This window comes from Mangrovibacterium marinum (assembly GCF_003046625.1).
Taxonomy (GTDB): domain Bacteria; phylum Bacteroidota; class Bacteroidia; order Bacteroidales; family Prolixibacteraceae; genus Mangrovibacterium; species Mangrovibacterium marinum.
The window spans coordinates 19083-34608 of the sequence record NZ_QAAD01000027.1 but is presented as its reverse complement, the minus strand read 5'-3'; the positions used below and the strand labels follow the sequence as shown (position 1 = coordinate 34608).

Sequence of the window (15526 nt, the reverse complement as noted above, 5' to 3'; positions counted from 1 at the left end):
ATTCCTATGAAAAAAAGAAATATCATATTCCTTATAGCATCCGGTCTAATGGCATTTGCGGTTAGCAGCTGCACCGATTTGGATGTGGATATAAAATCGCAATACACCTCTTATCCGGATTCGGAAATTGCTATCGAAGCAAAAACTTCGGATGTTTATTACGCCTTTCGGGGCGTGTTAGGGCGCCGTTACAACGAGGCGATGAGCTTTTCGTCGGATGAATGTATGGGCGTAAGCTACGACGGCGACTACTACGATTCGGGCAACTACGCCCATCCGAGCCTGCATAATTTTATGCCCGACGATGCCTGTATCGGCTTTTGGCCCGATTTGTCGAGTGGTATTACCAAGTGTAATCAGGTCATGGTCGATCTGGGGGGCGACGATGCCGTTACGGCTCCCGTCCGCGCTATGAGGGCCTTCTATCATTTTATTTTGATGGATAATTATGGTGATGTGCCCATTTTGGATCATGTGCTGGATGCTGATGAAGCCTTGGAACGCAGTTCGAGAGCCGATGTGGCCCGCTGGATTGAGTCGGAGTTATTGGAAATCCGCGACGGCGTGAATGCTGCGGTTGATGCCTCCACTTATGGAAAGCCAACCCGTTGGATGGTGGATGCTCTGTTGGCCAAGTTGTACATAAACTGGAATGTGTACACCATGGATGTGACCAGTTCTTCCTGGTCGGCAACAGCGGCCAACGAAAAACTGGATGATTGTGTGGCGGTATGTGACGACATCATTCAATCGGGGCTGTTCAACTTGGATGACGATTACCTGGAGAAATTTTATCCGACAAATGGATACCATATCAAAGATTTCATTTATGCAATGCCTTATACAGCTGCCAATCAGGATGGACTGACCTATGGGCGTTTCCGGACCTGGCGCAAGGGCGATTCTGACGGCGAAGGTGGTGCAGGCTTGTACGGCGTAAAACTGGCTAAGTCGGCTGCCGGAAACTTTGCGGTTAACCCGGAGTTTGCCGATCTGTTTAGTCTGGAAGGAGACCGACGCAACGATGCCTTGTTTAAAGGAGCTCTGTATCAGTACGATCCGTCGACTTATGATGTGACATCAAGTCCTTTCCTCTACAAGGGCGAGCAAGTGGTGTTGACCAAAGAAATTGCCCTGAAGGATGTGGATGAGAATCTGAATGTTGGGAACACGGTTTCCGGCTGGTCGCAGGGCTATCGCTTTAATAAGTTCATTATGGATCCAACCGACTATGGCTTGTATAGCCGTTCTCAGGATAATGATGTTCCGATTTTTCGCTATGCTGATATCCTGCTGACCAAGTGCGAGGCCATTCTTCGCGGAGCAACCGCGACCGACGGAGACACACCCATGAGCTTATTCAACCAGATCCGTTTGTATGTGAATGCGCCAACCATCGGCGCAAATCCTACATTGGATGAACTGCTGGACGAAAGAGGCCGTGAGTTTTTCGACGAAAACTGGCGCCGCAACGACCTGATTCGTTTTGGGCGTTTCGAAGATGATTGGGGTTACAAAAACATCATTAACCCTAGTGCGAAGACCGATTTGACCAAACGGATTTTTCCGGTTCCCACAGGTGTGTTGAACGAGAATACCAACTGGTCGCAAAATGACGGCTACTAATCCATTGAAAAGAAAAGGGGTGTTCTGGCGGACATCCCCTTTTCATTTCTAACCCTTCCGGTCTATCGCGTATTTTCTCTATTCATAAGAAGTAAAATGAAGAAACGATTTTTGCAGGCTACAGTTTTGCTGACCTTTTGTTGCACGGGGATCAGTTGTATGACCGATACAGCATCCATTGAACGCAATGTTGATTACGTGAACCCACTAATCGGCACGGCGCCTTCCACAACCATTAGCGCGCTGAAGCACGGCGAGGGAACCGAAAATAATTCACAGGTGGTGCCTTTTGTCACAGTGCCTTTCGGGATGACCAACTGGACAGCTCAAACCAAAGATACCGAAACCAAGTGCGTGGCTCCGTACTATTACGCCGATTCAATTATCCAGGGATTTCGGGGAAGCCACTGGCTGAGTGGCTCCTGTGTGCAGGATTATGGCAGTGTAACGATTATGCCAATTGCGGGGGAACTGAAATGTCTTCCGGAGGAACGAGGCTCATCATTTTCTCACGACAACGAAATTTCAACGCCGTATTTCTATCATGTTCGCTTGGATGATTATGCAATTGAAGCGGAAATGACTGCGACCAAGCGCTGCGGACTTTTCAAATTCACCTTCGAGAAGGGGGGAGAGTCGCATCTGGTCATCAATCCCAACAGCGATGAAGGGCAGGGATTCATTCAAATTATACCCGAAAAGAATGAGATTGCCGGCTACAATCCGGTGCACCGGATTTACCAGGGCTGGGGCGAACCGGCCGGCTTCAGCGGTTACTTTGTAGCGCGCTTCAGCCACGATTTTGAAAAATACGGAACTTACCAGGACAGTCTGATTACCGAATTAGCAACAGAGATAGCCAACCAGGCCAAGCTGGGCGCGTGGGTGACTTTCAACCTGAACGAAAACGAGCCGGTTTATGTTGAAGTTGGAACCTCGTTTACCAGCATTGACGAAGCCCGTGCAAACCTGGATGCCGAAACTGCAGATTTGGATTTTGAGCAAGCTAAAACTCAACTGAAAGAAAGCTGGGAAAGGCTGCTTTCAAAAGTTCAGGTTGAGGGAAGCGATGAAGAAGCGAAGGTGAAATTCTACACGGCGCTTTACCATAGTTTCTTGCAACCCCGAACCTTTAATGATGTCGATGGCAGTTATCCGGCTTTTGCGGGCGGGAAACAAATTCTGAACTCCGGTTCGCGGGATTATTTCGATGATTTCTCGATGTGGGACACCTATCGGGCTTCTCATCCGTTGTTCAACCTGCTGGTGCCCGAAAAGAATGCCGAGATGATGTACAGCCTGCTCGACAAAGCCCAACAAGGGAATTGGCTACCCATTTTCCCCTGCTGGAACAGTTATACCTCGGCGATGATTGGCGACCATGCCGCTGCGGCTATTGCGGATGCTTATTCGAAGGATGTCATTGATTTGACCGATGCGCAATACCAGCTACTGCTTAAAAACGCTTTCCAGTCGCCGGAAACCTTTGCCGAATACAAGGAGGGCAAAGGACGACGGGCGTTGGAATCTTATTTGGAATACGGTTATATTCCGATGGAAGACAGCGTTCAGGAATCTTTTCACAAAAAGGAGCAGGTTTCGCGAACGCTCGAATATGCTTTCGATGATTTTACCTTGAGCCGGATTGCCGAAAAACGAGGCGATACGGAGCGGGCAGCGATCCTGAGAAAAAGAGCGCTGAACTACCAAAATGTTTACAGTCCGGCCGATTCCTGTGTTCGCGGGAAATACCTGGATGGCCGCTGGGCCGCCGACTTCAACAAATACATTCGTCAGCCATACATTACCGAAGGAACGCCCTGGCAGTACACCTGGTATGTTCCGCAGGATGTTCGCGGGTTGATGGACTTGATGGGCGGAGAAGATGGTTTTAACTGCAATCTCGATCAGTTTCACGCTTCGGGGCAATATTGGCACGGGAATGAACCCGGTCACCAGATTCCGTTTTTGTACAATTATTCCGGCCAGCCTTGGAAAAGCCAGCAGCTGGTTTCGGAAATCATGGTCAATGAATACGGAACAGGCCCCGGAGGATTAAGCGGCAACGACGATGCGGGGCAAATGTCGGCCTGGTACGTGTTTGCCGCCTTGGGCTTTTATCCGGTTTGTCCGTCGGTGCCGGAATATGTGATTTCCGGGCCGCATTTCGACAAAATTACGATCGAGCTGGAAGGTGGGAAACAACTGGTGATTCATGCTCCGGGAGCATCCTCCGGTAAAAATTACATTCAGGGGATGAACGTGAATGGTCAGGAAACAGACCTGAATTATTTCAATCATTTCGACCTGATCAAAGGAGGAACAATCAATTTTGAGATGGGAGACCTGCCCAACAAATCCTGGGGTGTAGCGACGAAAGCGCGGCCTTATTCTTTGTCGAATGACTAAAAAAAACCAATGATGAGAAAACAACTTCAAGCTAAAATAGTGCTCTTGTTTTGTGCCCTTTGCTGGGCTTTTACAGCTCCGGCGCAGCTTCACCGCTATGTCGATCCGTTGATTGGTTCCGAAGGTTTGGGCAATGTTTTTATCGGTCCATCCTGTCCGTACGGAATGGTGAAACCGGGGCCGGATAATGATGTCGCGTCCAATAGTGGTTACGCTGCCGATCCGGCGAAACCGATCTACGGCTTCAGCCAGCTGCATGTGAGCGGCACCGGCGGTGGCCCCAAATACGGAAACGTTTCGGTCATGCCTTTCTCCGGCGATTTGGAGTCGATTGAGCAGGAGTCGGTGAAAAGCGACGAACAGGTGGAGCTGGGCTATTACAGTGTGGTGCTTCAGAAGTGGGGCATTCAAACCGAAATTACAACTTCGGACCGGGCAGCTTTTTACCATTTTGCCTATCAACCCGAAAAAGCCAAAGCCATTAAAATCGACTTGGGAAAGTTTTTGGGCGAACCTGCGATCGCGAATCCGGATGCACGGGAGGCACAACAATTTGTGGGCTCCGAAATTGAAATCGTTTCAGAAACTGAAGTTCGAGGCTATACAAGGATTCGTGGCGGGTGGAACAACGGATCAGCTTACACAGTCTATTTCTCGGCTGTTTTCGATCAGCCTTTTACCGGATTTGCGACCTGGAAAAATGGCGAGCTTTTTCCGGGTCAAAAAATGCAGATCGACTCGGGTGAAAAAACAGGAGCCTTGCTCTCGTTCGGCAGCTCAAGCGATGATCTTCAGCTAAAAATCGGGATTTCCTTTTTGAGCCCGATGAAAGCCCGCGCGAACATTGACAACGAAATTCCGCATTGGAATTTCAACCAAACACTGGACGAGAATCGCGAAAAATGGGAATCGAATTTCGCTCGTGTGGAAGTTGATCCGGATGCGTCGGACGAATTGAAAACCATGTTTTACACCGGCTTGTACCACACCATGCTGATGCCGGTTGACCGCACCGGCGAAAATCCGAACTGGGAAAACAAGGGGCCGTATTACGACGATTTTTATGCCATCTGGGACACCTATCGTTCGTCGAGCCCCCTGATTACGCTGCTGACTCCGTCGCGGCAAATTGACATCGTAAATGCGATGTTGCAAATCTATAAGCGCGACGGTTATTTGCCGGAAGCGCGCAGTGGCAATTGCAATGGGCGCACACAGGGCGGTTCAAATGCTGAAGTTGTCATCGCCGACGCTTTTGTAAAAGGGTTGCAGGGCATTAATTACAAACTGGCCTTGGAAGCGATGTTGAAAGACGCTACGGTTCCTCCGGGCGGCAACGAAGAGAAGGAAGGCCGTGGCGGATTGACCGACTATAACCGGTTGGGCTACGTGTCGACCAACTTTGTGCGGGCCGGCAACCGGACGCTGGAATATGCTTACGACGATTATTGCCTGGCAATCGTTGCCAGGGGCATCAAGCGCAAAGGTGAATACTGGCGCTTTATTGCGCAGGCAGACAACTGGCAAAACTTGTGGCGCGACATCGAAGATCATGGTTCGCGCGGCTTTATTATGCCCAAAGATGCGCGTGGCAACTGGGTCGATAGCATTCAGTGTGACGCCAGCAACGGCCGGATCAGCTACATTCCGTACACGCCCGTTGCGCAGGACTGGCCGATTTGCGTGTGCTGGTGGTGTGGTTTCTTTTACGAAGCGAGTTCCTGGGAATATTCCCTCTCGGTGCCGCACGATGTGGCGAAACTAGTTGAAAAATCAGGAGGCAAAGAGGCTTTCAGAAAACGCCTCGACACCTTGTTCGATAAGAAACTTTATAATGTGGCGAATGAGCCGTCTTTCCTGAGCCCAAACCTGTATCACTGGATTGGCCGTGCGGATTTGAGCAACGAACGCATCCACCAAATTATTGATGAAAATTTCAACAGCAGTCGCAGCGGCATTCCCGGCAATGACGACTCCGGCGCGATGTCGTCCTGGCTGGCTTTTCATCTGATCGGTTTGTATCCGAACGCGGGGCAGTCGTATTACCTGATCAACGCGCCTTATTTTGAAAAGACAGTCATTCATCAGGAAAACGGAAATGATTTTGTCATTCAGGCCAAAAATTTCAACCCGAAAAACAAATATATCCAATCGGCCAAACTGAATGGTAACGATTTTCCCAAAGCCTGGCTTGAGCACAACGATATTGTTGTGGGAGGAACACTAATCCTGGAGATGGGGCCCGCGCCTTCAAGCTGGGGAGCGGCGCTTCCGCCTCCATCCAAATCAGATCAGGAACTGTAACGCCGAGTTCGTCTCGTCAAACTTCAGACTAAAAGAATTAACCATGAAGAAGATCAAAGCACAATTTTTATTTCTAATTGTAGCAGTCGCATTAACTGCTTGTACCAATTCAGCCAGGAAGGCGAATGACGAAGCGCAGTTGATTAAAAATCCAATCATCGACGGCTACTTTGCCGATCCTTGCATTGTTAAGGATGGCGATACTTTTTACATCTACGCCACAATTGATCCGTGGGGCGGCGAGGAGTTGGCCGTCTTTTCAACAAAGGATTTTCTGACTTTTGATCGCCATCATTTAAACTGGCCGACCAAAGAAGCTTGTACGAGTGCGAGTTCAAACAGCTCGATGGTTTGGGCTCCTTCAGTTCGAAAAGCGCCAAACGGGAAATACTACATGTATGTTTCGGTTGGGAGCGAAATCTGGGCTGGGGTGAGCGATTCGCCGCTGGGCCCCTGGCAAAACGCCAAGGACGACAATTCGCCTTTGGTGGCTGCCGCCGACTTTCCCAAAGTGCACACGATTGATGCCGATTGTTTCATCGACGACGATGGGCAAGCCTATTTGTACTGGGGCTCCGGCTTCAATTGGGTGAATGGCATTTGCATGGCTGCCAAATTGAACCCGGATATGATTTCCTTTCAGGAAGAACCGGCCAACATCACTCCGCCCGACTATTTTGAAGCGCCCTACATGATCAAGCGCTTCGGAAAATATTACCTGATGTACTCGTCGGGCAAGGCCATTGATGCTACTTACAAGGTCGGCTATGCCGTTGGCAATTCGCCCTTGGGACCATTTGAAACGGGCGCTAACAGCCCGATACTGGAGACCTCAGCCGACAGCACAACTTACGGGCCGGGGCATCATTCGGTATTCCGGGAGGGAGAGCAGGACTACATTTTATATCACCGTATTTTTCCGCAGGATTCAGCCTACGTGCTGCGCCAGTTGTGTCTCGATAGCCTGAATTTTGATGTCAATCACAACATGTTGAAAGTTAAGCCCGGTGGTGTTGACAGTTTTGTGAAGCCTTAAATGTTCCGAAAGGAGTCGGATCGCTCAATTCACAGAAGTTGCGCGCTTCTGCCCCTCGATTTTGGAGCGCTTCGTTAGAATTGCACAACAGATTAACCAATAAAGGATAAGAACAATGAATATTTTTCGAAAACTACTGGTTCTCTTCTTGCTGATGAACTTTGTTTATGTTTCCCGGGGAGAATCAAAATATATTGTTACTGATTTTGGAGCCGTTCCCGGCGGGAAGGTGTTGAATACGAAAGCGATTCAGAAAGCCATCGACCTGGCATCGGCAAACGGTGGTGGTGTGGTGATTGTCCCCCCGGGAACCTTCCTGACCGGTTGTATACAGCTGAAAGATCATGTTGAACTGCATTTGGAAAAGGATGCAGTGCTGCTGGGGAGTACCAGCCCTTACGATTATTTTAAAGTTGAACGAGAGTTGTTGCCCCAAAGCCCCAAGACCGATGATAACTCAGAGCTCGGCTTGGTTTTGGCGGTCAATGCAAAGAATATCAGTCTGACCGGGCAGGGAACGATCGATGGGCAGGGCCTGGCACTGGCGCTGGCTGCCGATAGTTTGCACCATGCCGGAATTTTGGTCGATAAAAACTACAATTACCGCCGCATGCGTCCCAGTGAATTGGTCCGACCGAAGTTGTTTCGCTTTTTGCAATGCGAGGGGATAACGATCAAAAACCTGAGGCTGACAAACAGCGCCAACTGGGGACTTTCCTTCGATTTGTGCCGGAATATGGTGCTCGATAGTCTGAAAATCACGAACCGCGCTTATTGGAATAACGACGGAATGGACATTACCGATTGCGTAAATGTGCGTATTACGAATTGCAATGTCGACGCGGCCGACGATGGCATTTGCCTCAAATCCTATCATCCGGGGCAGGCAAACGACAGCATTTACATTGCCAACTGCACGGTTCGCAGCAGCGCCAGCGCCGTGAAATTTGGAACCGGTTCGTACGGCGGGTTTAAAAATGTGACGATTGAAAATATCAACGTCTTCGACACCTTTCGTTCGGCAATCGCCATCGAATCTGTCGATGGAGCGCAAATCGAGAATATTCGCGTCAACAATATTGTTGCCGAAAATACCGGCAATGCAATTTTTATTCGCCTGGGGCACCGCGACGGCGAAAAGCCCGGAGTTGTCCGCAATATTCACATTTCCAATATGAACGTTCAGGTTCCTTTTGGTCGTCCGGATATCGACTACGATTTGCGCGGCCCCGAGGTTGACTTCTTTCACAATCCTTTTCCGGCATCCATTGTCGGTATTCCCGGTCATAGCATTGAAAACGTCGTTCTTGAAAATATTGAAATTACCTATCCGGGACGGGCAAGCAAGGGAATGGCCTACATCCCTTTGAGCGATTTGGACCGCGTACCGGAACAGGTTGAAAAGTACCCTGAGTTTTCCATGCTCGGTGAATTGCCGGCCTGGGGTTTTTATGTGCGTCATGCCCGGGAGATTCAATTTAAAAATATCAACTTGAAACTGGAAGCCCCGGATTATCGCCCCGCTTTTGTTTTCGATGACGTTCAAACGGTTGCGATCGACAAACTGGAGCTTTCCGGAGCCGGTGCTCATCCTCAAATTGTATTAAAAGGGGTTCAGGATGCCAATATGCCGATTCCTGAAAATCAAATTCAAACGATTCAATAAATAAGATATGACCAACAGATACACGATACTGATCGTCTTTTGCCTGGTTGCACTGCTTAATGCCTGTCAACAGGCAGCGGTAAAACCGCAGGAAATAAGTCCCGAAGTTGAATTAATTCAGCGGATTATTCCCGATCGGGCTAATGAATTTGAGGTCGAAATCCTTCCCTCCGATTCGGCCGACTGGTTTGAGTTGGAATCGAAGAATGGCAAAATTCTGCTTCGCGGAAACAACGGCGTGTCGGTTGCGTCAGCTTTGTATTATTACCTGGCTGAATATTGTCATTGTCAGATTACCTGGAACGGAACGAATCTGAACCTGCCGGAAGAACTCCCTGTGATTCCCGAAAAAGTACACAAAGACAGCCCCTACGAGTATCGCTATTACCTAAATTACTGCACCTTCAACTACACCATGAGCTGGTGGGATTGGGAGCGCTGGGAACAAGAAATTGACTGGATGGCGCTGCATGGCATCAACATGCCGCTGGCGATTACGGGTGAAGAGTCGATTTGGGATGAAGTGTACCGTTCGTACGGATTTACCGATGAGGACCTGGATCCGTTTTTCAGCGGGCCGGCTTATTTCGGCTGGTTTTGGATGGGCAACCTCGATGGCTGGGGCGGCCCGTTACCCAAGAGCTGGAAAGACAGTCACCGTGAATTGCAAAAGAAGATTTTGGAGCGCGAGCGTGAGTTGGGCATGAAGCCTGTTTTACCGGCTTTTACGGGCCACGTTCCGGCTTCATTCAAAAAATATTTTCCCAATGCTAAGTTGAAGCAAACCAACTGGGGAAATGATTTCGATGACACCTACATTCTGGATGCCGATGATCCGTTGTTTGCCGAGATCGGTAAAAAGTTCCTGGAGGTGCAACAGGAAATTTATGGAACAGATCATCTGTACTCAGCCGATACGTTCAATGAAAATGAGCCGCCATCGGATGATCCGCAGTACCTGTCGGAACTAAGTGCCAAGATTTTCGAAGGCATGAAATCGGCTGATCCCGACGCGGTTTGGGTGATGCAGGGCTGGTTGTTTTACAGTCACCGCGATTTTTGGAAAGCTCCGCAAATACAGGGGTTGCTGGGCGCTGTTCCCAACGACCGGATGATCATTCTGGATCTGGCCGCCGAGATTGAACCCATCTGGAAACGCACGGAGGCTTTCTACGGAAAAGAATGGATCTGGTGCATGTTGCACAACTTCGGCGGAAACATCAGCCTGTTCGGGCGCATTGAGAATGTGGCAGAGCACCCTGCGGCTGCGTTGAACGATTCCACATCCGGCCAACTGAAAGGGATCGGTTTGACCATGGAGGCGATTGAACAAACGCCGGTGCTTTACGAGCTGATGACCGATAATACCTGGCGCGATACGCCGATTGATTTGAAAGAATGGTTGCCGAAATACATTCGAAACCGCTATGGCAGCACGAATGCCGACATTGAAAAAGCCTGGGATATTTTGGTGCAAACCGTCTTCAACGGACAGGTGATCCGGGATGGAGCCGAATCGATTCTTGTCGCCCGCCCAACTTTTGAAGGCTATCGCCGCTGGGCGCGCACCAAGCTGAATTATGCGCCGGAAGATTTGTTGCCGGCCTGGGACCGGTTTATCCAAACAGCTCCTGAGTTTGGCACATCCGACGGTTTTCAGTACGATCTGGTTGACTTAACCCGCCAGGTGCTGGCTAATTATGCACTGCCGGTTCAGCAGCAAATCGCTTCAGCATACCAAAACAACGACAAGGAAAATTTTGCCAAATACAGCCGCGAGTTTCTGGAGTTGATTGACGATTTGAACCGTCTGTTGGCAACCCGCAAGGATTTTCTGCTGGGGCACTGGCTTGCTGATGCCCGCAGTTGGGGAACAACACCCGACGAAAAAGCCTTGTACGAGCAAAATGCCCGCGATTTGATTACCCTTTGGGGCGGAGCTGACAACCGCCTGCACGAATACAGTAACCGCCAGTGGAGCGGTCTGCTCAGCGATTTTTACAAGCCACGTTGGGAGCAATTCTTCACTGAAGTGACCCAAAATTGGGGCAGTTTCGATCAGCAGGCCTTTGACGATGAAATCAGCCAATGGGAATGGAATTGGGTGACCGCGCACAAAGAATTTCCGTTGGAAGCCCAGGGAAGCTGCACGGAAGTGGCCAAAGAACTTTATCAAAAATACCGCGACCGGATTGCGCCGCTGACCAAAACGCTGCCGGTAATTCATTACAACTACTGATTATGGAACAAACAATCAAACAAAAGCCGGAGCGCTTTCTGTCGCTCGATGTTTTCCGGGGGCTCACCATTGTCCTGATGATCCTGGTAAATACGCCCGGAACCGGAGCCAGGATCTACGGCTATCTCATACACGCGCAGTGGTTTGGGTTCACGTTGGCCGACCTGGTTTTTCCTTCATTCTTGTTTGCGGTCGGGAATGCCATGAGCTTTTCGATGAAAAAGATGAAAAGCATGTCGACCGCTGAGGTCTGGACGAAGATCATCAAACGAACGGTGATTATTTTTCTGTTGGGCTACCTGATGTACTGGTTCCCGTTTTTTAAATTCGGCGACGACGGCAGTTTCCTTTGGAAGCCAATGGCCGAAACCCGCATTATGGGTGTTTTGCAGCGGATTGCGCTGTGTTATTTTTTCGCCTCCGTTATCGTTTTGTACTTATCGGAGAAGGCTTCGATAATCATTTCTGTCGTCATCTTACTGGGCTACTGGGGAATTCTCTATTTTTTCGGTGAACCCGGCTCCTGGCTGGAAATGGCCTCCAACGCCGCCAGCCGCTTCGACCTTTCAATCCTCGGACTGGGGCATATTTATAAAAAAGACGCCATTCCATTCGATCCGGAAGGGATTCTCAGCACCTTGCCGGCAATCGTCAATGTACTTTGGGGCTATCTGGCCGGTGTGTTCATTCAGAAAAAAGGAAAGTCGTTCGAAGGGCTTGCGATGTTATTGATGGCTGGTTTCCTGATGACCTCACTGGCGCTCTGGTGGGACCTGATTTTCCCAATTTCCAAAAAACTGTGGACGAGCCCCTTTGTGCTTTATACTGTCGGCCTGGATTTGTCGATCATGGCCGTACTTATCTATTTGATCGAGCTGAAAAAGACCCGCTTCGGCGTTCAATTCTGCGACGTGTTTGGCAAGAATCCCCTGTTTATTTACCTGTTTTCAGAACTGTTCTACGTGGTGCTGCGGATGATTCCGGTCAATTCAAGCCAGGATGCCTTCGAGTGGGTGAGCGAGCAAATTTTTCAGCAAATTTTCCCCGGGGCCTTCGGTGCATTCATGACAGCTGTCGCCTATGTTTTGCTTTGCTGGTTGCTGGGATGGTGGCTGCACCGCCGGAAAATCTACATCAAAATATAGTCGCGCGCATCGTCCGGCGGCCAATCGCTTTTGACGGGTAGTAAAGTTTGACTAATTTTCGGAACGATACTACTATTTACGAATTACAAGAAACTAATCAACATGAAAACAACGATTTTCAATGCTCTAATTCTGCTTGTTTGCCTGTCTTTTCAGTTGCAGGCAAATGCTCAAAAAAAGGGCGAAACAAACACCTTTACCCTTTCAGCGAAGAAGGCTGCTTCACCGATTTTGATTTCAGAAAAAGAAGCCAAAGTTGTGTCGATAGCCGCGAACCTTTATGCCGGCGATGTGGCGAAGATCACCGAACAGCAACCCGAAATAATTCATGACATTCCCGACTCGGCTCCCGAATTGATTATTGCCGGTACAATTGGCCAGAACAAAATCATCGATCAGCTGATTGCTGATCAAAAAATTGATGTTTCAGCCATCACCGGAAAGTGGGAAAGCTGGTCGGTGCAAGTGCTCCCGAAACCATTTGCCGGGGTGAAGAAAGCGCTGGTTATTGTCGGTAGCGACCGTCGCGCAACGGCTTACGGAATATTGGAACTCTCGCGTAAAATGGGCGTTTCGGCCTGGGAGTGGTGGGCCGATGTGCAACCAGCCAAACGGCAGGAAATCACCCTCAATATTGAAACGAAAACGTACGGATCGCCCTCTGTGAAATACCGCGGATTGTTTTTGAACGACGAAGATTGGGGCCTTCAACCTTGGGCGGCCAAAACCTTTGAACCCGAAACCGGCGACATTGGGCCGAAAACTTACGCCAAAATCTTCGAACTGATGCTCCGCCTTCGGGCAAACACGGTGTGGCCGGCTATGCACGGCTGTACCAAAGCGTTTTATACCATTGAAGGCAATGCGCAAACCGCCGACGATTATGCCATTGTGGTTGGTACCTCGCATTGCGAGCCGATGTTGTGCAATATCAATGCGGAATGGGACCACCACACCATGGGCGAATGGCGCTACGACAACAATGCCCACGCGATCCGCGATTTGTTCGAGGCCCGCACAAAAGCAACGGCAAACTTCGAAAGTATTTACACCATCGGGATGCGTGGTGAGCACGATTCGCCGATGAACGCCAAAGACCTGACCAGGGAAGATCAGATTAAACTTCTGGAAAAGGTGATTGCCGATCAGCGTGCGATTATGCAGGAAGAAACCGGAAAAGACCCGAAAACCTTGCCGCAGGCGTTCATTCCCTACAAAGAAGTGCTTGATTATTATCAAAGTGGGTTGAACGTTCCGGAGGATGCAACCCTGATGTGGACCGACGACAACTACGGATATATTCGCCAGCTAAGCACGCCCGAAGAGCAAAAGCGCCCGGGCGGTGGCGGTATTTATTACCATGCTTCGTACTGGGGACGCCCGCACGATTACCTGTGGCTAAGCTCAACCAGCCCGATGTTGATCTGGGAGGAAATGTTTAAAGCATACCAGTTTAATTGCCACGATCTGTGGATTTTGAACTGCGGTGATATCAAACCCCTGGAATACAATATCGAGCTGTTCATGGATATGGCCTGGGATATTGATGCTTTTGCCGGAACAATGGATGTGCAATTGCACCTGGAAGACTGGCTGGGGTCGCTGTTTGGTGCAGAGAAGGCGCCTCAGCTAACAAAGCTGATGATGGATTATTATCAGCTGTGTTTTAGGCGTCGTCCCGAGTTTATGGCCTGGAGCCAAACCGAACCAACGACTAAACCTCAGGAAACCGAGTTGGCGCAAATCCGTTACAACGATGAATTGACCCAACGGTTGCGCGCCTGGGAGCAACTGTCGGCAGAGGTGAAAAAGCTGGATGACGAAATTCCTGCTGCGCAAAAAGATGCTTTCTTCGAACTGGTTTATTACCCGGTTACCGGAGCTTCTCTGATGAATCAGAAGTGGTTGTATCATTACAAAAATGAGTTGGCTGCCCGACAGGGACGAACCAGCGCCAACGAATTTACTGCACGCTCCAAAGCGGCTTACGACCAGATTAAAACGGAAACCGAATACTTCAATACCAAACTGCAAAATGGCAAGTGGAAGAACATGATGAGTATGAAACCGCGCAATTTGCCGGTATTCTCGCAGCCTTCGTATGCCGTACCGGCCAGTGATGATGAAGTTGGTTTGGGACTTGCGCTGGAAGGCTACGAAATGGAGGCCAACAAAAAGATTGAAAACAATTATGCCGATGTGTTGCCGGTGCTGAATGCCTATTTGAAAGACTCCGCTTTTGTGGATGTATTCCTGAAAGGCGAAGGCGAAGTGGAATGGAAAGCAGAGCCCAAACAGCCCTGGATTCGTTTGTCGGCGGATCATGGAAAACTGACCACGGCGGCTGGCGAACAGGAACAACGCTTGTGGGTAAGTATCAATTGGGACCTGGTTCCACGGGGCGAAAATACCAAGGAGCCACCACTCGGCCACGATTACCAGCTGATCCCGCCGGCTTACAAGGTGAATGGCTCGGTTGAGTTTCGTTCGGCAGACACCACAATCACAATTGGCGTGTCGACCTTCAACCCGAAATTTAAAGAATTGGAGGATTTTGAGGGCTTTGTTGAGGGCAATGGCTACGTGTCGATCCATGCCGAAAACTTCAGCGCTCAAATTCAGAGAAGTGCAGGGGTGAATTGGCAAGTATGGAAAGGGCTTGGCTACTCGGGAGCTGTGGTCACTTGCGACGCTTACCAAACAGAACCAATCACAGATCCTACAAAGATAAAATCCGGCAGTCCGTTTTTGACTTACGATTTCTACACCTTCAACGCCGGAGAAACTGATGTTCGGGTGCAGGCCGTGCCGACCCATCCGTTCTACGAGGGGGCCGGTGTTCGTTGCGCGGTGGCCATCGACGACGCAGAGCCCGTTATTATCGACTTTAAAACAGTTGGCCGCAGTAATGAGTGGAAGCAAAATGTGCTGAAAAATGCGGCAGTGAAATCGGCCAAACAAGTGATTGCCGAACCGGGAAAACACCAGCTGAAAGTCTGGATGGTTGATCCGGGCGTGATGCTGGACCAGATCCTAATAGATTTGGGTGGTTGGAAAGGGAGTTATGCTTTCCCGGCTGAAACACGAAAAAAATAAACGAA

At 49.6% G+C, this 15526-nt stretch carries 8 protein-coding genes; all 8 read left to right on the top strand.

All coding sequences use genetic code 11. The annotated features are described in order from the left end of the window. The first annotated feature begins 6 nt into the window (after positions 1-6). The 8 genes from C8N47_RS16890 to C8N47_RS16855 all read left to right on the top strand — a co-directional run bounded on the left by C8N47_RS16890 (position 7) and on the right by C8N47_RS16855 (position 15521). Complete coding sequence (locus C8N47_RS16890; RefSeq protein WP_107823752.1) at positions 7-1626, top strand: RagB/SusD family nutrient uptake outer membrane protein; 1620 nt, start codon at positions 7-9, stop codon at positions 1624-1626. 96 nt (positions 1627-1722) lie between these two features. After that, positions 1723-4035 (top strand): GH92 family glycosyl hydrolase, encoded by a 2313-nt coding sequence (locus tag C8N47_RS16885; RefSeq protein ID WP_107823751.1) that lies wholly within the window; start codon positions 1723-1725, stop codon positions 4033-4035. A gap of 12 nt (positions 4036-4047) precedes the next feature. Then, entirely contained in the window at positions 4048-6339 is a 2292-nt protein-coding gene (locus tag C8N47_RS16880) for a GH92 family glycosyl hydrolase (protein ID WP_107823765.1), read from the top strand. Positions 6340-6382: 43 nt separating this feature from the next. Next, on the top strand, positions 6383-7375 hold the full coding sequence (locus C8N47_RS16875) for a family 43 glycosylhydrolase (RefSeq protein WP_107823750.1): 993 nt from the start codon (positions 6383-6385) through the stop codon (positions 7373-7375). Positions 7376-7490: 115 nt separating this feature from the next. Then, entirely contained in the window at positions 7491-9041 is a 1551-nt protein-coding gene (locus C8N47_RS16870) for a glycoside hydrolase family 28 protein (protein WP_211316193.1), read from the top strand. Between the two features lie 7 nt (positions 9042-9048). Next, positions 9049-11280 carry an alpha-N-acetylglucosaminidase gene (locus C8N47_RS16865; protein WP_107823749.1) on the top strand — a complete coding sequence of 744 codons (2232 nt, stop codon included), beginning with the start codon at positions 9049-9051 and terminating at the stop codon, positions 11278-11280. 2 nt (positions 11281-11282) lie between these two features. Beyond that, positions 11283-12425, top strand: a complete 1143-nt coding sequence (locus C8N47_RS16860) for an acyltransferase family protein (protein ID WP_107823748.1) — start codon at positions 11283-11285, stop codon at positions 12423-12425. Positions 12426-12527: 102 nt separating this feature from the next. After that, positions 12528-15521 (top strand): glycosyl hydrolase 115 family protein, encoded by a 2994-nt coding sequence (locus C8N47_RS16855; RefSeq protein ID WP_107823747.1) that lies wholly within the window; start codon positions 12528-12530, stop codon positions 15519-15521. Positions 15522-15526: the final 5 nt, after the last annotated feature.

What these genes read in the sequence shown, in the direction of transcription:
- C8N47_RS16870 (WP_211316193.1), top strand. Translation starts at nt 7,491, where the DNA reads ATGAATATTTTTCGAAAACTACTGGTTCTCTTCTTGCTGATGAACTTT.
- C8N47_RS16885 (WP_107823751.1), top strand. Translation starts at nt 1,723, where the DNA reads ATGAAGAAACGATTTTTGCAGGCTACAGTTTTGCTGACCTTTTGTTGC.
- C8N47_RS16875 (WP_107823750.1), top strand. Translation starts at nt 6,383, where the DNA reads ATGAAGAAGATCAAAGCACAATTTTTATTTCTAATTGTAGCAGTCGCA.
- C8N47_RS16865 (WP_107823749.1), top strand. Translation starts at nt 9,049, where the DNA reads ATGACCAACAGATACACGATACTGATCGTCTTTTGCCTGGTTGCACTG.
- C8N47_RS16860 (WP_107823748.1), top strand. Translation starts at nt 11,283, where the DNA reads ATGGAACAAACAATCAAACAAAAGCCGGAGCGCTTTCTGTCGCTCGAT.
- C8N47_RS16880 (WP_107823765.1), top strand. Translation starts at nt 4,048, where the DNA reads ATGAGAAAACAACTTCAAGCTAAAATAGTGCTCTTGTTTTGTGCCCTT.
- C8N47_RS16890 (WP_107823752.1), top strand. Translation starts at nt 7, where the DNA reads ATGAAAAAAAGAAATATCATATTCCTTATAGCATCCGGTCTAATGGCA.
- C8N47_RS16855 (WP_107823747.1), top strand. Translation starts at nt 12,528, where the DNA reads ATGAAAACAACGATTTTCAATGCTCTAATTCTGCTTGTTTGCCTGTCT.